Consider the following 18,804-nt stretch of genomic DNA (forward strand, 5'->3'; position numbering starts at 1 on the left):
TGCCCCTATCGTGTTAAAATATACCAAATAAATACTTTTAAACAATTAGGAGGAACCAAAAAATGGTCATCTCAGGAACACTCTGGTTTTTGATCGCCTTCTTTGCTTATACAGCCTATGTTTACGGTCAGGGGTTGTACTTTCCTGTCATCGCATTTCTTGCTGCCTTGATGGGCTGCGGATTTTATCTCTTTGCTTTTCTCCAGCACAAAAATACGACGAAAAAACATCCTTAGCCAGAACGAGCTAAGGATGTTTTTGTATTATTGATTCAAGCCTTGATAAATCGTCTCGAGATTCCACTTCATCATGTTATAGTAGCTGTCGCCTTCTTCTCCCGGTTCTGCAATCGAATCGGTAAAGACGGTTCCGAAAATCGGAATGCCCGCATCACGAGAAACACTTTGCATTGGACGAGTATTGACGCTGCTTTCGACAAACAAGGAAGCGACGGCTGAGTTTTGCAGCTGATCCACTAAGTTTTTGATTTGCGCAGGGGTACCTTCTTCTTCGGTATTGATTTCCCAAATATAGGCAGACGGTACACCATAGGCTTTAGAGAAGTATTTGAAGGCTCCCTCACTGGTGACGATCAATTTCTTCTCTTCAGGAATCGATTGGAAGTTTTCCTTCGCTTGCTGATCCAGTTCTTCTAATGAAGCCAAGTAGCGTTCAAGGTTTTCTTCATAGAAAGAGCGATTGTCAGGGTCCTTTTCACTCAGGCGTTGAGCGATGTTACGGGCATAGATTATGCCGTTTTCTAGATTTAACCATGCATGAGGATCGGCTTTGCTGTGGTCTTCATCATCAGATAAATAAAGCACATCCACGCCATCACTGACGGCAAAGTAATCTTCATTTTCTACCTTATTGGCATTGTTCATCAATTTGGTAAACCAGCCATTGCCGCCAGTTTCTAGATTCAAGCCGTTATAAAGGATAAGATCAGCATCGGTCGCTTTTCGAACATCTTCCACTAAAGGTTCATATTCATGGGGATCACGCCCCACTGGTACGATACTGTGAAGATCGATTCGATCACCGGCAATGTTTTCCGTAATATCAGCAATGATCGAATTGGTCGCTACTACTGAAAGTTTCCCTTCTGTTTGGTCCATCTGTCCGTTTTGCTGTGCCAAAAAGAAGCCACCGGCTACAGCTGCCGTTGCTAAAACCGCTGTCGCTGACCAGCGCTTGACTGGACTGGTCTTTTGTTTTGGTGAGAACAAGAAACCGATCACGAAAAAGGCTCCTGCGGTCAAAACGATACTTGATCCTGCGGCAATATTAAAGCTGTACCCGATAAACAAGCCGATAAATGAGGCGAGACCACCTAAAACCCCTGCGATGATCATCATATGCTTCAATTGTTTTGTATATAAATAAGCCGTTGCTGCTGGAGTGACTAATAAAGCCACGATCAAGATCGTTCCGACGCTTTGCATCGCTGTCACTGAAACCAAAGTTAATAAGAACATCAATAAGTAGTGATAGGCTTGCACTTTCATCCCAAAAGCCTTTGCCATCATCGGATCAAAAGACGTGATCAACAGTGGACGGAAGAAAAGGATGATCACTGCCAGCACAAGGATAGCGATAGCGATCGTCAGCCATTTGTCGCTATCTTGTACCGCTAGCACATTCCCAAACAAAATGTGAAACAAATCAGTCGAACTGTTTGCTACCCCAATCAAGATAACCCCTAAAGCTAGAAACGAACTAAAGGTGATACCGATCGCCGTATCACTTTTGATCAGGCTGTTATTGGCGATATAGGTAATAATCATGGAAGCCAAGATCCCAAAGAAGATCGCCCCGACAAAAAAATGAACGCCGAAGATATAAGACAAGGCTACCCCTGGTAAGACCGCATGAGAGATTGCATCCCCCATCAAGGACATCCCTCGTAAGATAATAAAACAACCGATCACCCCTGCGACGATTCCGATCGCGACTGCCGTGATCAAGGCATTTTGCAAGAAATGATAGTTACTTAAACTGGTAAAAAAGCTTGTCAACATGTTAAACGCCTCCTTTCACGATGATCGCATCGCCAAATGTTTGCTTCAAATTGCTTTCGGTAAAGACTTCACTCACTGGGCCCGCAGCGATCAGGGTTTGATTGAGAAAAACCAAGTAATCAAAGTATTCGGTGATTTTCCCCAGATCATGATGAACGATAAAAATCGTCTTTCCGGCATCTCGCAAGTTACGCAACAGGCCGACGATGATCGCTTCACTGGTGGCATCGATCCCTACAAAGGGCTCATCGAGGAAGATATAGTTAGCATCTTGCACCAACGTTCGAGCAATCAAGACCCGCTGAAACTGCCCACCGGACAATTCCCCAATCTGACGCTCCGCAAAGGATTCCATTTCTACCGCTGCCAGAGCGGCTGTCACTTTCTGCCAATCGTTGGCCGACATTCTTTGGAACATGCGCATCTTAGGATACAAGCCTAAAGATACGACTTCTTTGACTGTGATCGGAAACGTGTAATCAACCGCAGTCTTTTGTTCGACATAGGCAATTTCCTTTTGAAAGTCTTTTAACGCTTTTTTGTTGACACTCATGTTCCCACTGGAAGGGATCAACTTCAACGCCGCTTTGATCAGCGTCGACTTCCCTGCCCCATTTGGTCCGATGATCCCTACGATCGCTGGTTTCTCTACTTGAAACGACAAATCCGAGATCACTTGATGATTGCCATCATAGGCTGCGGATATTTCTGAAAAAGTAATCATTATTTTCACTCCATTTCCATAGTTAAGGATAGTTTATTTATTTTTTAGGTAGACCTAACTTATTTTTATTATACAAGAAAGGATTGGTTTTGCAAGACAGTTCTCTTGATTTTTTTAAGAAACACCGCAATTTTTTGGCAATGGTTCTTGAAACCCAAGATTCTATCTCTATTTATTGAATAAAAATTGGCGACCACAAATACTGATTCCACTAATTTCTTTCTATCTTTTGATCGCAAAGCGTTTAATTTATTTTCAATAAAAGAGATCGTTCCTCGGCACCTCAGTGACGTACTTTTTTTCAATAACAGAAAAGAGAAAAATCAAATCTCATTTCATACTCCCTTCATGATTAATACCAAACAAATCAAAGAATCAGTAATTCTTCTATTTCCACAAATTCACGAATCTACTCTTTTTTATGATGACCAAGAAACCCTTTCATCTCGACTAAAACGCTTTATAAATTAAACTTTTCTAATTATTATGTGATTTTTCGAACAAAACCTAAAAATAACATGACAACTATGTTAGTCTTTGATTTGGAAAAAGTTTTAGGAGGAATAAAAACAATGAAGAAAATTTTCCAAACACTATTAGTCCTAACCTCGTTAGCAACTTTGAGTGCTTGTGGCGCTGATTCACAAACAAGCAGCAGCACAAGTACTGGTTCATCTGCTAATGAAGAAACAGATGCAACTTCAGCTGCATCTGGTCAAGAATACACAGACCCTAGCGAACTTGCAGACAGCTACGATGTCGTGATTGTCGGTGCGGGTGGCGCTGGAATGGCCGCTGCGATCCAAGCAAAGGAAGCTGGCGCAAACCCAGTTATTTTAGAAAAAATGCCAATTTCTGGTGGGAATACATTGAAATCTTCTGCAGGAATGAACGCTTCAGAAACCAAATTCCAAGAAGCAGAAGGCATTGAAGATTCAAACGATCTATTCTATGAAGAAACATTAGCTGGCGGTCACAACACCAATGATGAAGAATTGTTGCGCTACTTTGTGGATCATTCAGCAGAAGCGATCGATTGGTTAGATTCCATGGGTATCACTTTAGACAACTTAACAACGACTGGCGGGATGAGTGAAAAAAGAACGCACCGTCCATCTGATGGTTCCGCGGTTGGGGAATACTTAGTTGATGGCTTGATGCGCAACATCCATGAATTGGAAATCCCAATTTTTGTAAATGCCGATGTCAAAGAAATCAATGAAGAAGATGGTCAAGTCAACGGGGTGACCGTTGAAGTAGAAGGAAACGAACAAACCATTGATGCCAAAGCAGTTGTCGTTACAACAGGCGGTTTCGGTGCCAATTTCGACATGATCACCGAGTACAAACCAGAATTGGCAGACTACGTGACAACGAACCAAGAGGGTTCGACTGGTGATGGAATCAAAATGATCGAAGCGTTAGGCGGACAAACGGTTGATTTAGAGCAAATCCAAATCCACCCAACAGTGGATCAGTCTAAATCACTGTTGATCACTGAAGCTGTCCGTGGAGAAGGCGCGATCTTGGTCAATCAAGAAGGCGAACGGTTCTTCAATGAAATGGAAACACGAGACAAAGTCTCTGAAGCGATTATTGCCCTACCTGAAAAATCGGCAACGTTAGTTTTTGATGCAGGTGTCAAAGAACGCGTAACAGCCATTGATTTTTACGAGCAACAAGGGTTAGTCAAATCCGCTGACACGATCGAAGAATTAGCAAAAGAATTGGACATGCCAGAAGCAGCGCTTGCTGAAACGATCGCTACCTGGAACAGCAGTGTGGCTGCTGGTGAAGACGAAGCCTTTGGACGCAGCACAGCAATGGACAACGATTTGTCAACAGGACCTTACTATGCCATCGCCATTGCTCCTGGTATCCACCACACGATGGGCGGCGTGAAGATCAACACGAACACAGAAGTGATCGCTACGGATAACGAGATCATTCCAGGTCTCTTTGCAGCCGGAGAAGTAACTGGTGGGTTGCATGGTGAAAACCGAATTGGCGGAAATGCAGTTGCCGATATCATCATCTTCGGACGCCAAGCAGGAACAAAAGCTGCCGAATTTGCGCAAGAAAATTAAACCATTCTCTATAAAAAAGAAGTACTAACGCTTTTCATCAGCGTTAGTACTTCTTTTTTCTCATATAATTGACACAATAGTTTTATTGATCTTATGCTGTCACTTTGATGATCTGCACCTCATAAGGCGCCAACTGAAGAAGTTGGTTTGTCGTTTTTCCTGTAAGCAAGTCGATTCCTGAAGTTGCTACCTCTACTTCTTGATTTTCTTCGGAAAAATTCATCACAAAATAATAGGTAGTCGGAGCGAGCTGCTCTTGCTGACTTTCTCTACTTTGAATCGACACGTTCGTTGAACCTTGGCGGACCCACTCATTTTGTAAGCGAAGCTGTTGTGTTACTTCTTGATAGAAGTCTTCCAAAAAGGCTTGATCCGTCCGTCCCCCAAGATAGTAGGCACTTCCTTCACCATAATCATTTACGGTCACTGCAGCTTGACCTTGATAAAAATCTGCACCGTACACCCCTAACGTTTGGGCGGTGTTTGTTTGGACAATACTACAATAATCATGAATTTGGTACTGCTGTTCCTTCATTAAAAGCATATTTTTTTGTTTCGGATATAACGTATCGATTTCTTTCACAGACACACCAAACAGTTCTTCTAACTCTTGGGTCCATCCTCCTAAATAGGTCAAGTCCGTTTCATTCACGATCCCCGTCAAATAAGTGGAAACCAGTGTCCCGCCATTTTTCGTATACTGTTGAAATTTTTTCATAGTTTCTTTTGGTAAGAGGTAAAGCATCGGAGCGATGATCAATTGGTAGGCATCAAAGTCATGGTCTTTCGTGATGACATCAACCGCGATGTCATGATCCCAAAAATAGCGATAATGCTCTTGCAACGTTTGTGGGTAGCGTTTGCTCTCCAAACCAAAACCTTGCGCATCATTGAGCGCCCAATTGTTATCCCAATCATAGATGATCGCCACTTTGGCTTTTTTGTGCAATCCTTTGATTTCTTTGATTTCTTCTAAGGCTTTCCCCACTTCTGCTACATCTTGAAAAACACGATTTTGCTCGTCGTTGTCATGGTCCACGACGGCCCCATGGAACTTCTCAGATGAGCCTCGAGATTTTCGCCATTGAAAATAAAGATTACTGTCTGAACCGTGAGCAATAAATTGCATAGAAGACAACAGATGCATCCCGGGGCGTTTCGTGCGGTTGACTGGATGCCAATTCACACCACTAGGGGTTGATTCCATGATCAAAAATGGTTGCTTTTTCAAGCTACGATATTGATCATTGATAAACCCAACCTTACTTGCCAAATCGGCTGTCGTTCCCCAATCATTATGCCAAGCAGGATAACAGTCCCAACTAATGACATCCACATGCTGGGCAAATTTTCCATAATCAAGACTATAAAAGGGAATCAAATCACGGGTATCTGCCATGAAATTCGTTGTGATCGGCACATCTGGAGACAAACGACGAATGTCTTTGATCTCATGTTCATAGAAATCAATAGTCTGATCGGTTACAAAACGATGCCAGTCTAGATTTAGTCCATGAACTTGCATTTCGCCGATCGGTGAAGGAGATTCGATTTGCGACCAATCGGTGATCGTATGGCTCCAGAACGGTCCCCACCAGGCCTCATTCAAAGCTGCTAGCGTTTGATACTTCTGCTTGACCCACTGACGAAAGTTTTCTTGGCAAATAGGACAATGACAATCTCCAGAATACTCATTGGAAATATGCCACATCAATAGTGCTGGGTGATCGTGGTAGCGTTCAGCTAATTTCCGATTGATGATCGCCACTTTCTCACGATAGATTGGCGAAGAAAAACAGTGATTGTGTCGCCCACCGTGTAACATTTTTTCCCGTTTTTCATTGGTCCGGAGAACTTCAGGGTATGCTTTAGACAACCAGGCAGGACGCGCACCGCTTGGCGTCGCTAAAATGACGTTACTGTTTCGTTCGGCGAGCTGATCCATGATTTTGTCTAACCATTCAAATTGAAACACCCCTTCTGCTGGCTCTAAGGCACTCCAAGCAAAAATACCAAGGGAAAATGTATTAGCATGAGCTTTTTCCATTAGTTCTAAATCTTTGGCTAAGATCTCGGGATAATTTAGCCACTGGTCAGGATTATAATCCCCACCATGTAAAAAGCGTTCTTCTAAGTTATATCTTATCATCTTCTCTTCCTATCCTTTTGTACCGCCAGCGGTCAAACCGGTGACAAAATGTTTTTGTAATGCAATAAAGACGAGCGCGATCGGAATACTGATCAAAATGGCCCCTGCCGCAAAAGTCGTATAGCTGGCACCCATTTTATCCGTGACTAATTTGTATAACCCGATGGGTAATGTATAGTACTCAGGATTACGTAAAATCACTGAAGACAGGGCAAAGTCTCCCAGTGGTCCGGTGAAACCATTCATGGCAACCACTGCGAGCATTGGTCGAGATAATGGAATCAAAATTTGCCAGAATATTCGCGTATTGCTTGCACCATCTATCTTGGCACTCTCGTCTAAATCTAACGGAATCGAGTCAAAATATCCTTTCAATAAGTACGTGTTCATGGGAATCTGACCCCCAACGTAAATCAAGATCAGCAACCAATGACTATTGATCAAGCCGAGCATTTGCGCCAGTACAAAAATTGCGATCAAGGCAGAGAACTGCGGGATCATTTGTAGTAGTAAGAACAGCATCAATCCATTTTTACGGCCTGTAAAACGAAACCGTGAAAAGGAATAAGCCGTCATGGAGACAAAGATCAGTGACAGGAACATAGTGCATACACTGATTTTCAATGAATTCAAATACCATTGACTATAATATAGCGAATTGTCGCCAGCAAACAATTTCGTGTAGTGACTTAATGTCGGACTCGTCGGAATCAGACTCGTACTTATTAAACTGTTCCCAGGATTAAAACTAGCACCGATCGTCCATAGTAAAGGGTAGACGATCACCACTACCGTAAAAATCAGTACGAGATACGTCAAGGATAGGCGGACAAATTTTTGTTTTTTCATACTTGCTGCCTTCATGTTATCCAACCTCCTTGAATGAATTTGTTCGGCGGAATTGCCATAAAGCAATCGCGATCACGACGATCGATAAGAGAATCGTCAATGCTGCTGCTAGTGCATATTGACTATTTTGCATCGTGAGCTTATAGATCCATGAAACCAAAATATCGGTACCACCAGCGGTCGAACCAGGAACTGCCGGCCCACCAGAATTAAACAGATAAATGATATTGAAATTGTTGAAGTTAAACGTATATTGCGTAATCAAAATTGGTGCCATTGCATAAAGCAGTAATGGCAATGTGATTCGTCGGAATTTTTGCATAGCTGAAGCACCATCGATGGTCGCCGCCTCATACAAATCATCAGGAATGGATTGCAGCGTCCCTGTAGTCACGATAAAAATATACGGAAAGCCTAGCCAGCCTTGAATCAGTAACAAAGCTAAACGGGTCCAATTCGCACTCGTTAGCCAAGGAATCGGTGAAATCTGGAAGAAATTCAAAATCGTATTATTGATCGCACCAAAGGAATCATTGAACATTCCTGAAAATACCAAGATCGTAACAAATCCCGGAACTGCCCATGGGAGGATCAAAATCGTTCGAAAGAACTTTTTGAATCGTAGTTCTTTTTGATGCACCAGCACCGCTAAAAATATTCCGATAGAAACTTGTAACGTTGAGGCGATCAAGGTCCAGATAACTGTCCAGCCTAGAACATTGAAGAAGGTACTACGCCAAATATCGACAGTAAAAATCTTCTTAAAGGTCTCTAATCCCACCCAATCTGCTAAATTGGCAGGTGCAGAATGATAGAGATCATAGTTCGTAAAAGCTAACGCGATACTAAAGAGAATCGGAAAAATAACAGAAAACACGAGTAAGAAAAATGCTGGGCTACTCATTAAATAAGGATAGCCTTCTCTTAATAGTGCCTGGTAGCTTTCACGGATAGAGTTGACTGGTAGCTCATTGTCTCTTAATTCGCCGTTTTTATAGGCATCACGGATGTTTAAATAATAGAACAACAGACCAAAACCGATGACGATCAAGGCAACTAATCCTTCTGCTAATAAAAAGATGGAATTGTCTCTCGGCACTTCCACGCCTAATGTCACGATGCCCCAAAGTCCCATATTAAATAAATCTTTAAAGACGACAAGATACATAGCAAAAAAGAAGAAAAATAAAGCGCCTTTGATTTTTTGCCGATTATAAAATTGACCGAATCCTGGTATTATCGAGAATAACATTGCTCGTTTTGCATACGACTGCGTGTTTTTCACATTTTCGCCCCCTGTAAGAAAAAGCCGCTGACAAACGTTTCGTTCGGCATTACTTGATTCCTAGTGCTGAATCACCATCCGAAACGTTTGTCCTCGTAACGACTTTTTAGTTTTGAATTGCTGCAATGGCTGATTTGATCTGATCGACTGCCTGTGGTAGAGCTGTTTTCGGTTCAGCCTTTCCAGTAGCAATGGTTTGCAATGCGGCATCCATTGGTTCCCATACTGAATTCATTTCAGTGATCCCTGGTGTTAGTTCTGCGTGTTGGGACTGAGCGGCGATGGCTGCAGCACTTTCACTTTCTTGAACTGATGGATCATCTGCCAAAGAAGCAACCGCTGGTACTTCTTGTGTTTTTTCATAACGGACTTTTGAATTCTCCTCATTGCTGATAAATTTCACGAACGCTTCAGCTAATTCAGGGTTTTGGGAATAGCTACTTACGTTGTAGCTTTTGACACCGATAAAGGAGCCCATATGTTCACCATTCCCTAATAATGGCAATTCTTTCACACCATAGTCGATGCCCGCTTCTTTATAAGGAGACAAGTTCCATGGTCCCGAGACGACAGCTGCAGCTTTTCCTTCCGTAAATAAAGAGTCCAACACATTGATTCCTTGTTCACCGACCAATCCGGATGGAAAAACACCTGCATCATAAAACTGTTGGATATAGTCCGCTCCTTCGATCGCACCTTCATTAGCTAATCCAATATCTTCAGGGTCATAGGATCCATCGGCATTCTCGCCAAAAACATAACCGCCATAACCGCTCAATACACCTTGTGCGTAATAAATTTGATCCCATAATGCCAGTAACCCATAACTGTCAGCACCTAAAACAGATTTAGAATACTCTAGCCACTCATCCGTTGTCTGTGGCAAGTCTTCTTCGGAAATTAGCTCTTTGTTATAATACAAAATTTGTGTTTCAACCGCTTTTGGTAAGCCGTAAACTTTGCCATCAACGATTTGCGATTGCATTGCTGATTCCGTATACAGATCTTGTAGCGTTTGATCGACTGTTAATTCTTTCAACAACCCTTCGGTAACTGATGTACCGATTTGATCACCAGGAATTGTGATGACATCCGCACCTGTACCAGCGGGTCCATCCAATCGTAAATCTTCAATCTGTCCACCATAGGCTTTTTCGACCACTTTGATCGTCACATCGTGTTCTTCTTCAAATTGTTTGACTGCCTCTTCAATCCCAGCTGATTTTGCTTGGTCTTCCCAGACCAATAGATCATAGTCCTTATCGCTGCCACTATTTGCTGCAGTACTATCTGTCCCTTCGCTTTGTGGACCGCAAGCACCTAATCCTAAAGCTGCTACACTTAAAAAAAGAACTCGAGACATTTTTTTCATCATCATTTCTCCACCTTTTCTTTATTTTTGCAAACGCTATCTTCTCATTTATAATAAATTATTTTACTTAATATGTAAATAGTTTTACTAAATTAATTTCTTCAATGGAGTAAATAAACGGATAAAATCAAGGTTTATCACACAAATTTTTTTTTTTCGAAATACCTCTATGTTACTAACTTCCACTATTCAGTAAATATATTTAGTAAATTCATTTACTTGGTAAAGTTGTTAGCGTATACTAGAAGAAAGAGGTGAAGAAGATTGGTTACAATAAAAAAAATTGCCGAGCAATCAGGCTTTTCACAAGCGACTGTTTCCCGATTATTGAAAGGCGACGAATCGTTGTCGATCGCAGCCGATACGCGTCAAAAAATTATTCATACCGCTTTATCACTAGGTTATGATCGCTCAAAAATAAAAACAACACTAGAAAAAATCGCCGTCCTTTTCTGGCTGACAGAACAAGAAGAGCTTCAAGATGTCTATTTTCGACAATTGCGAATCTCTTTAGAAAAATATGCGAAAATCAACAATTTGGAAATTCAACTGATCACCCATGAAGATGATGTTTTAGAAACATTGCAAGAGGTCGCGGGGTTTATTGGGATTGGCTCTTTCACTGAGAAAGAAACGCAGCAGTTCAAATCCGTTTGCCCCTATGGTGTCCTTTTGGAAATCAACCCCTGTCCAGAGCTGTTCGATACGGTCAAACCCGATACTGATCGAATGACGCAACTGGCGATCGATCTGTTTTTAACAAAAGGATACCGAAAGATCGGCTTTATTGGTGGCGCTTATCTAAATCCTGATACTCAACGTGCAGAAATGGATAGTCGCGAGATCATCTTCCGTCAAACGCTGGCTCGTCGAGATGCGTTCGATGAGGCGTTCTTATTTAGTGGTGGCAATTTTTCCGTTGAAACCGGCTATCGTTTGGCGAAAAAAATGGTGGAATCCCTTGGTGACAATTTGCCAGAGGCGCTCTTTGTGGCTTCTGACACCGTCGCAGTTGGTGTGCTCCAAGCGTTAAATGAACGATCTATCATCATTCCTGATCGCTTGGAATTAATCAGTATCAATGACAATGAGATCGCAAAATTTGTGGCTCCCCCACTAACAACGTTTAACATCGATGTGGAGGAAATCGCCAAAACCGCGATCGATTTGCTGGTGGATCAGATCGTTCATCCTCGAGCGATCACCAAAACAGTCCTTTTAGGGGCTGAACTCATCGAGCGAAAAAGCTTTACGCAAGCTTAAAAAACGCCCCTAGAAAGTTAGAAAAAGCTAACTTTCTAGGGGCGTTTCATTGTCTAAATCGAAAAAAGCATTCTTTCGTTTTTCACATCTCTTTCGCCACAGCATACACAAGATGCGGCATGTCCACTTGTCGATAGTGTTTAACAAAGCGATCCACCAGCTTCATTCCATTGCGCAATGCCACATTTATGGAGGCTTGATTGGACTCACGAATGATCGAATAAACAATATCGGCATTCAGCGTTCCAAACGCATAGTCTTTACAAGCCTGGGCGGCTTCTGTGGCAAACCCATGATGCCAGAAGTTCTTTTGAAACAAGTACCCAATTTCTAAAACAGCTTCTCCCTTGACGTCTTGCCACGTCAAGCCGCATTGACCGATCGCTTGCCCGGATGCTTTCTCAATCACTAGCCACAAGCCAATGTGATCGTTTTGATAGCGTTGCAGCTGTTTGTCGATCCAACCAGTGACTTCCTGCTCACTGAAGGGTCCTTCATAGGCAATCATGACTTCTGGATCTTGCAAAATCTTTTCAATCGCTGGACGATCGTCATGACTCATTTCTCGCAACAATAATCGCTCGGTTTCAATTAGTGGTTCCATAGTTGTTGCGCTCCCTTCTATTCCATTCGGTTCCTTTTCCAAAAATACCAACTCGCTGCCCATGCGGTGATGGGTAAAATAATCACCGCTGCCAGCCCCGTGATCAAACAAACGATCAATTCTGAGACGAACGCCTTTGAATTGATCATTTCACCAAAGGAGATCGACAAATCTTGAAACCACGCAATCAACGCCAGATTACTTCCCATAAAGGCAAACAATAAGGTATTGATCGTCGAAGACAATACGTCTGATACCACGGTCATACTACTTTTACTTAATGCCTTGATTGAGACTTGCGGGTTTGCTTGAAAAAGTTCATAGGTCGCAGTGCTGATCGCCATACTCCCATCTGCCACCGCCCCCGAAAAACTCATCAAAATGATCGCAGTCATCAATGTCTTAAAATCGATAGCTACATCAAAGGAATACATCGCCAACTCATCGAGTTCCTCTGCCGAAAACCCATGAAGATTCATTGCAGAGAGCACCAGAGGAAATAATAGTAGAAAAAGCCCTAGAAAGACCAACACACAGACAAAGGCAATTTTGGTTTTCTGATTGACGCCGTTCACGAAAAACAAGGTGATCGCCGCCACGGCTAAAAAGGCAACACAAGCCGCTGGTAAGATCGGTGCCCCTCGGTCAATCAGGACCAGCAGCGCTAGAAAGACAGCCACATTCATAAACAGACCAGTGACTTGAAACAGCCCTTCGATCCGAAAAACAGCGAAAGTCAGCAAGAGAAAAAGCAAGATCAACACAAACAAAACATTCATTTTGCTTTCCTCCTTTGTAGTTCAAAGCAAAGGAGCGTCAACGGTACCGATAAAACCAACGCAAAGCCGCCGCATACTGTACGCACTATTTCTAAAGAAAGATGCATTGGCAATGCTTGCGACAGCAGCCAGCCATTTGCTAGGTAAAACAATAGCGCTGGCATACTCCCACTTAAATAAGCAAACAACAAGACATTGATCATCGAAGAAGTCGTATCTTGCGCGATGGACCGACCGATCGCTAATCGTTCCTTGCGGCTCGTCTGGGGATTGATGCGCTGGATCTCATCTAGACTGGCAATCAGCATGACGATATTGTCCATGCTGGCACCAATCGCGCCAATCAGCAGACTCCCTAGATAGACACTGCGATACGGACGGGTCAGAAACGACATTTCTTCATAGCGCAACCCATGATCTTGCAAAAGATCCATGGCGAATCGACAGAGAAAAAACGCCAAGAGAACGCTGGCTAAGGAGGCAATGATTTTGCGGCTGTCGATCGTGCGAAAGCCATAAGAAATCCCCATCGTCATAACCAACGAGACGATCGTAAAAACGATCATCAAAAAGACCAATGAAAAGGAGCTGTTGCCTTTGTGAAACCAAAGAAAAAGGAGCAGCAAGCCAGTATTCACAAAGATACTAAGCAAAGCCCGTAAGCCTTTTTTGCCACCAATTGCGACTACTGCCATCAGGAATAAGGCAAGGAAGAAAAAGAGATACCCATCCCGTTTTTGTGTTTGTACCTGCCAGCCATCCCCTTCTTTTTGCAAAAGCAGCTGTTGTCCGGTCTGATACAACGGATGAATCGCACCGTTGGGGGTGTATTGCGTAGTGACTGTCCGCAGTGCCCCAGCTTCTTCTCCGTTGCGAAGGATCCCTTGAATCTGCTGCTGGTCGGCGGTGACTTGAACCGTTTGTACTTCTATGATCGGCTGTGTATAAAAGCGGCTACTTTGGGTTTGAATCAGCCAGCTCAAGACCAGCAAGCTAACAAAGGCCGCTAGATAATAATACTTTTTCAAGACCGTCTCCTTTCATTTTCAGCAAAAAAAGACTTAGACAAACCACCAGTCCTACGACCAATCACCTTGTGAGGCTGGATGACTGGTCGAAATGGTTACTGTGTTGGCGAGACTAACTGCTTTGCTAGTCGCCTGCTTTGTCAAAGTCCTTTTGCTCGTTTTGCTTACACGACGTTTTGTGGCGTCCCTGCTTTAAAGCCGCTTAAGTTCGCCACAGCGATCCCCATCAAACGACGTCGGGTTTCGACGGGCGCCCAAGCGATATGCGGCGTCAAATAGCAATTTGGTGCTTGCAACAAGGGATTGTCCGCTGCAATCGGTTCTTTCGAGACGACATCTGCCGCCAAGGCTGCGATCTGCCCAGTTTGCAGCGCTTCAGCAACTGCCGCTTCATCGATCAAGCCGCCACGCGAGGTATTGATCAGGATCGCAGAAGGTTTCATTTGTGCCAATGCTGTGCGATCGACCATTTTTTCTGTCTCAGGAAACTGTGGAACATGAAGGCTAATGATATCTGCTTCTTGATACAGTTCCGCCAACGACACTTGTTTTGCCCAAGCAGCTTGTGCTGGTTTTGGTCGATGATTAAAGTAGATTACTTTCAATTGAAACGCATGTGCGATCGTGGCAACTGCTTGAGCGATCGCACCATATCCAATCAGCCCAATCGTTTTGCCTGCCAATTCCATCAATGGCGTCTGCCAATAAGAAAAATCTTTGCTGGTTTGCCAGTCACCCTGATGCACGGAACGATTATGGTGTCCCACTTGGTTCGTCACTTCCAGCAGCAAAGCAAAGGTCGCTTGTGCCACTGCATTGGTACTGTAGCTAGGAATATTGGTCACGGTGATTCCTTGTTCCCTCGCTGCTGCCAAATCAACGACATTGTATCCAGTTGCTAGTACCCCAATGTAGGTCAATTGCGGACATGCTTTGAGCACATCAGCGGTGATCGGTGTTTTATTTGTCAAAATCGCTTCGGCATCACCGATTCGATCAATTATTTCTTGTTTATCTGTATATGAGGTACGATCATACACCGTCACCTCTCCTAATTCTTCAAACCCTTGCCAAGCCAAATCCCCTGGATTCAACGCATAGCCATCAAGTACAACGATCTTCATTCTTTCGCCCCTCTCGCTTTTCCTTTTGCTTTTCCATAAAAAACGGGAATTCCTAGTAACGTCACGCCGATTCCCACGACTGCTAACCACGTGTCAGTGATCAAGGTCATGATCAAGATAAAACAGCCACCTAAAATCGCAATCAAGGGAATGATTGGATAGAAGGGAACTTTATACGGACGCTTCATCTGCGGTTCTGTTTTTCGCAAACGAAAAACTCCTACAAACAATAATACACTAAAGAACCACATAACAAAAACCAGCATATCGGTCAAAAGATCAAAGGTGCCTAAAAGCATCATGATACAAGCGATCCCTAATTGTAAAAAGGCCGCCGCATAGGGTGCATTGGTGGTTTTGCTTAGGGTCGCAAAGGTCTTACTGAAAGGAATCTCATCTTCCAACGCCATCGCATATGGGACCCGCAAGCCAGTCATTGTATAGCCGTTCAATGCGCCATAAACAGAGATCAAGATACCGATCGTGACCAGTTTTCCGCCAAAACTGCCGAACAAGGCCATCGCAGTTTCTGAGGCACTGTTCAAATTACCAGCGATTTGATCGATCGGCAATGTTTTTAAAAACGCAACATTGATCAACACGTACACCAAGGTGACAAAACTCAGCCCAAAGATGATGGCTTTAGGCAAATCTTTTTCGGGTCGCTTCATTTCTCCAGCGACATTGCCGACCCCCATCCAGCCATCATAAGCAAAAAGGGTTGCTAAGAGGGCACTACTGATACCAGCTGCAAGGGAGCCTTGAGTATTGGAAGAAAAATCCACCAATGAGACCGATACTTGCCCTGGTGTCATCAGGCCAGCCACGATAATCACCGCAATCGGAATCAGCTTGACTGCTAAGGTGACGGACTGGACTTGAGCTGCAGCTTTTGTTCCCAAAAGATTAATCAAGGTCACACTCGTTCCGGTCAAAATCGATAAAGGAAGCAAATAATTGCTAGGTAGATGAAATAAGTTCAAACATTGTGTTGCGAAAATAATACTTAAAGCCGCCACGTTCGCTGGAAAGTAAATGATACTTTGTGCCCAGCCTAATAAAAAGGAGGGTAATTTCCCATAAATTCTTTCGATATATCGAATAGGTCCGCCGGTCTCAGGAATCGCCGTCGCTAACTCTGCCACGGTCAAGCCGCCGCAAATCGTTAGAAAGCCGGCAAGCAGCCAAACCAACAAGGTCAATCCAGTCGATTGGGTCTGCTGGACCACAGCCGCTGCTTTGAAAAACACGCCGGCGCCAATCACCGTTCCCATTACTGTCGATAATGCCCCAAAAAAACTGATTTCTTTTTTCAATTGACTTTTCACAACATCACTTCCTTTTTAAATGAATAAGTCAAAGTATAGCGGATAGAAACTATCTTGACTAGAGGAATTTCAGAAAACAAAAAGCAAATACCATGAAAAGACGGCATTTGCTCCAAAATTTTTTTATTCTTTTGTGGATTCTTGAAAAACCAGCAACGGAAGCTGTCGTTTTTTGTGCATTTGTTGAACCAAATAAATTCCTGCCAGCAAGATGATCGGGAAAATGATCGCACCTAAAATCCCAACCTGCAGCTGTTGTCCCGTCCATTCGACGATGCTACCGACGACAGCGGGTCCGATTGAACATCCTAGATCTCCCGCTAATGCCAAATAAGCAAATAGCGCCGTCCCGCCGTTGCGAATGTATTGCGCAGAAAGACTAAAGACCCCCGGCCACATGATCCCTACGGCAAAACCGCTTAAGCCGCAGCCAAGGAACCCGATCAATGGCAATGAAGCAAAGCCGATCATCATATACGCCAGTAGGCAAAGCAAAACACTCAAAAACATAAAGCGTTTCAAATCGATTCGTTCTCCAAATTTGCCGTAAAGCAAGCGGGAGATCCCCATCATCAAGGCAAAAACCATCGGTCCTGCCAAATCGCCTAGTGTCTTACTAACACCTAAGCCCTGTTCAGCAAAGGTTGATGCCCATTGGCTGACTGCTTGTTCGCTGGCTCCAGCACAGACCATCATCACCAGAAACAGCCAAAAGCTTTTCAAGGAAAAGAGCTGCCGAGTGGTCAACCCTCGTTCTCCTTCGGCAACGATTGGCGCCAACGGGACTTTGGTAAAGAAATACAAATTGACCAACGGGATCAGCGCCCAGATGATCGCCAAAATTGGCCACTGTTGAATACCGAATACCATGAAGAACGCCGTTGAGAACAAAACGACCCCCACGTACCCCCAGCAATAAAACGAGTGCAGCATGCTCATCGTTTTTTCCTTATGTTCCGTTGGACAGGCTTCAACGATGGGACTGACTAAGACTTCCAGCAAGCCACCGCCAATGGCATACAACAAAACCGCTGCTAACAATCCGCTAAACGGGGTCGGAAACCATAAGGGAAAAACGGCTAGACCAATCAAGCCGATCGCTGCAAAAAAATGCGCGGCTACGATCGACACTCGATAGCCGATGCGGTCTACAAAAAAGATTGCTGCAAAATCGACGGCTAACTGGGTCAAAAAGTTAAAACTAACCAGCAAAGTAATCTGGCTGATCGGTAGCTGGTATTGGCTTTGAAAGGTCAAAAATAATAAGGGGGCAAAATTATTGATGACGGCTTGAACGATGTACCCTACAAAGCAAGCCGCAATCGTCGAACGATAACTTTTCATTTTCACTTCTCCTTTACTCGTCTTATCAGTATACCAAGTCCAATAAGACAGTAACCATGGAGAAAACACTTTTTTTAACAGAGAATCTTAAGGAAATCAGGATTCCTCTTTCTTCAGATGATTTCCTTAAATGGAAGCAGCAAAAAAGCTGCCCTCACAGACAGCTTTTTCCGACTTATTCTCAAGGCTAGGCGTTTTTCCTTCGGGCAGCGATGGTTTTCATGGTGGCTTCAAAGATTGGGCCAATAAAGACGATACACAAGAGAGTACCTAACCCAACACTGGCGCCTAACGCAAAACCGATCAAGACCATCGCAGCATCCAAGCCGATACGGATCGTTTTTTGGGTCAATTTGCTTCGTTTATAGATCAAGGCCGTCAAGGCTTCTAACGCCGCTGAACCTTTGTTGGAAGAAACGTAAATGCCGGCGCCGATGCCAAATAAGATCGGTGCAGCGAAAATAGCGATCCATGGGTAGAAAGGCAAATGAATTGATACTTTGTCCATCACTGGTTCAAAGATCCCAATCAACAAGCCTAAGCCGATCCCGTTGATAAAACTGCCAATGCCTAATTCGGCACGATCAAAGACTGCAACGATCAACAAAACAACAATGTTAAAACACAAACTGGCTATCCAAAAGGGGACATCGATAAAATTCAAAATTCCTAACAAAAACGTACTGATCGTATCATATCCTTGATGGGCAGTGATCAATAAGGATATGGCTAACGCAATCAGCCCGGTACCTATCAAAACTTGTGCAAATTTTTTGGTTTCTTTCACAACATCACGCTCTCTTCTTTATTTTTCCTCTCTTAGTTTACCGTGAAAGCGTCACAATTA

16 protein-coding genes are annotated in these 18,804 nt (G+C 43.5%); 3 read left to right on the forward strand and 13 right to left on the reverse strand.

The window, feature by feature from the left end; all coding sequences use genetic code 11:
- Positions 1–62: 62 nt before the first annotated feature.
- Positions 63–236, forward strand: coding sequence for a hypothetical protein (locus CXM95_RS18865; RefSeq protein WP_005234804.1), 174 nt, complete (start codon positions 63–65; stop codon positions 234–236).
- Positions 237–263: 27 nt separating this feature from the next.
- Here the strand turns inward: CXM95_RS18865 and CXM95_RS19150 are convergent, their stop codons facing one another.
- Both CXM95_RS19150 and CXM95_RS12140 read right to left on the reverse strand, forming a co-directional pair.
- On the reverse strand, positions 264–2,021 hold the full coding sequence (locus CXM95_RS19150; RefSeq protein ID WP_086297052.1) for a metal ABC transporter permease subunit: 1,758 nt from the start codon (positions 2,019–2,021) through the stop codon (positions 264–266).
- A 1-nt stretch (position 2,022) separates the two neighbouring features.
- On the reverse strand, positions 2,023–2,745 hold the full coding sequence (locus CXM95_RS12140; RefSeq protein ID WP_005234801.1) for a metal ABC transporter ATP-binding protein: 723 nt from the start codon (positions 2,743–2,745) through the stop codon (positions 2,023–2,025).
- A 572-nt stretch (positions 2,746–3,317) separates the two neighbouring features.
- Between CXM95_RS12140 and CXM95_RS12155 the strand changes: the two genes are divergently transcribed.
- Positions 3,318–4,832: a flavocytochrome c gene (locus CXM95_RS12155; RefSeq protein ID WP_008378933.1), complete on the forward strand. Its 1,515-nt coding sequence runs from the start codon at positions 3,318–3,320 to the stop codon at positions 4,830–4,832.
- 91 nt (positions 4,833–4,923) lie between these two features.
- Here CXM95_RS12155 and CXM95_RS12160 read toward each other — a convergent pair whose 3' ends face one another.
- The 4 genes from CXM95_RS12160 to CXM95_RS12175 all read right to left on the reverse strand — a co-directional run bounded on the left by CXM95_RS12160 (position 4,924) and on the right by CXM95_RS12175 (position 10,493).
- Positions 4,924–6,981 carry a beta-galactosidase gene (locus tag CXM95_RS12160; protein WP_086297117.1) on the reverse strand — a complete coding sequence of 686 codons (2,058 nt, stop codon included), beginning with the start codon at positions 6,979–6,981 and terminating at the stop codon, positions 4,924–4,926.
- A 9-nt stretch (positions 6,982–6,990) separates the two neighbouring features.
- Positions 6,991–7,845 carry a sugar ABC transporter permease gene (locus CXM95_RS12165; protein ID WP_008378938.1) on the reverse strand — a complete coding sequence of 285 codons (855 nt, stop codon included), beginning with the start codon at positions 7,843–7,845 and terminating at the stop codon, positions 6,991–6,993.
- A 1-nt stretch (position 7,846) separates the two neighbouring features.
- Positions 7,847–9,082: a carbohydrate ABC transporter permease gene (locus CXM95_RS12170; protein WP_016613570.1), complete on the reverse strand. Its 1,236-nt coding sequence runs from the start codon at positions 9,080–9,082 to the stop codon at positions 7,847–7,849.
- Between the two features lie 139 nt (positions 9,083–9,221).
- Positions 9,222–10,493 (reverse strand): extracellular solute-binding protein, encoded by a 1,272-nt coding sequence (locus CXM95_RS12175; protein WP_086297120.1) that lies wholly within the window; start codon positions 10,491–10,493, stop codon positions 9,222–9,224.
- A gap of 258 nt (positions 10,494–10,751) precedes the next feature.
- Between CXM95_RS12175 and CXM95_RS12180 the strand changes: the two genes are divergently transcribed.
- The gene (locus CXM95_RS12180; protein WP_016621569.1) at positions 10,752–11,750 is read left to right on the forward strand and encodes a LacI family DNA-binding transcriptional regulator; all 999 of its coding nucleotides are present in this window, start codon (positions 10,752–10,754) and stop codon (positions 11,748–11,750) included.
- A gap of 82 nt (positions 11,751–11,832) precedes the next feature.
- On the opposite strand, the gene CXM95_RS12185 is transcribed toward CXM95_RS12180, so the two are convergent.
- The 7 genes from CXM95_RS12185 to CXM95_RS12215 all read right to left on the reverse strand — a co-directional run bounded on the left by CXM95_RS12185 (position 11,833) and on the right by CXM95_RS12215 (position 18,744).
- Complete coding sequence (locus CXM95_RS12185; protein WP_061054398.1) at positions 11,833–12,354, reverse strand: GNAT family N-acetyltransferase; 522 nt, start codon at positions 12,352–12,354, stop codon at positions 11,833–11,835.
- Between the two features lie 17 nt (positions 12,355–12,371).
- Complete coding sequence (locus tag CXM95_RS12190) at positions 12,372–13,133, reverse strand: YibE/F family protein (RefSeq protein ID WP_086297122.1); 762 nt, start codon at positions 13,131–13,133, stop codon at positions 12,372–12,374.
- Entirely contained in the window at positions 13,130–14,161 is a 1,032-nt protein-coding gene (locus CXM95_RS12195; RefSeq protein ID WP_086297125.1) for a YibE/F family protein, read from the reverse strand. Before CXM95_RS12195 ends, CXM95_RS12190 begins: the two co-directional genes overlap by 4 nt.
- Positions 14,162–14,325: 164 nt before the next feature.
- Positions 14,326–15,285, reverse strand: a complete 960-nt coding sequence (locus CXM95_RS12200) for a D-2-hydroxyacid dehydrogenase (protein ID WP_086297128.1) — start codon at positions 15,283–15,285, stop codon at positions 14,326–14,328.
- Positions 15,282–16,613: an APC family permease gene (locus CXM95_RS12205; RefSeq protein WP_008378950.1), complete on the reverse strand. Its 1,332-nt coding sequence runs from the start codon at positions 16,611–16,613 to the stop codon at positions 15,282–15,284. Before CXM95_RS12205 ends, CXM95_RS12200 begins: the two co-directional genes overlap by 4 nt.
- Before the next feature lie 123 nt (positions 16,614–16,736).
- On the reverse strand, positions 16,737–17,957 hold the full coding sequence (locus CXM95_RS12210) for an MFS transporter (RefSeq protein ID WP_086297130.1): 1,221 nt from the start codon (positions 17,955–17,957) through the stop codon (positions 16,737–16,739).
- Positions 17,958–18,144: 187 nt separating this feature from the next.
- Positions 18,145–18,744 carry a YczE/YyaS/YitT family protein gene (locus tag CXM95_RS12215; protein WP_005234774.1) on the reverse strand — a complete coding sequence of 200 codons (600 nt, stop codon included), beginning with the start codon at positions 18,742–18,744 and terminating at the stop codon, positions 18,145–18,147.
- Between the last annotated feature and the right edge of the window lie 60 nt (positions 18,745–18,804).

The sequence above is a fragment of the Enterococcus sp. CR-Ec1 genome, assembly GCF_002850555.1.
Lineage (GTDB): Bacteria > Bacillota > Bacilli > Lactobacillales > Enterococcaceae > Enterococcus_D > Enterococcus_D entomosocium.

Bases quoted from the DNA above. Each gene is read 5' to 3' on its own strand.
- CXM95_RS18865 (WP_005234804.1), top strand. From the start codon at position 63: ATGGTCATCTCAGGAACACTCTGGTTTTTGATCGCCTTCTTTGCTTAT.
- CXM95_RS19150 (WP_086297052.1), bottom strand. From the start codon at position 2,021: ATGTTGACAAGCTTTTTTACCAGTTTAAGTAACTATCATTTCTTGCAA.
- CXM95_RS12140 (WP_005234801.1), bottom strand. From the start codon at position 2,745: ATGATTACTTTTTCAGAAATATCCGCAGCCTATGATGGCAATCATCAA.
- CXM95_RS12155 (WP_008378933.1), top strand. From the start codon at position 3,318: ATGAAGAAAATTTTCCAAACACTATTAGTCCTAACCTCGTTAGCAACT.
- CXM95_RS12160 (WP_086297117.1), bottom strand. From the start codon at position 6,981: ATGATAAGATATAACTTAGAAGAACGCTTTTTACATGGTGGGGATTAT.
- CXM95_RS12165 (WP_008378938.1), bottom strand. From the start codon at position 7,845: ATGAAGGCAGCAAGTATGAAAAAACAAAAATTTGTCCGCCTATCCTTG.
- CXM95_RS12170 (WP_016613570.1), bottom strand. From the start codon at position 9,082: ATGTTATTCTCGATAATACCAGGATTCGGTCAATTTTATAATCGGCAA.
- CXM95_RS12175 (WP_086297120.1), bottom strand. From the start codon at position 10,493: ATGATGATGAAAAAAATGTCTCGAGTTCTTTTTTTAAGTGTAGCAGCT.
- CXM95_RS12185 (WP_061054398.1), bottom strand. From the start codon at position 12,354: ATGGAACCACTAATTGAAACCGAGCGATTATTGTTGCGAGAAATGAGT.
- CXM95_RS12190 (WP_086297122.1), bottom strand. From the start codon at position 13,133: ATGAATGTTTTGTTTGTGTTGATCTTGCTTTTTCTCTTGCTGACTTTC.
- CXM95_RS12200 (WP_086297128.1), bottom strand. From the start codon at position 15,285: ATGAAGATCGTTGTACTTGATGGCTATGCGTTGAATCCAGGGGATTTG.
- CXM95_RS12210 (WP_086297130.1), bottom strand. From the start codon at position 17,957: ATGAAAAGTTATCGTTCGACGATTGCGGCTTGCTTTGTAGGGTACATC.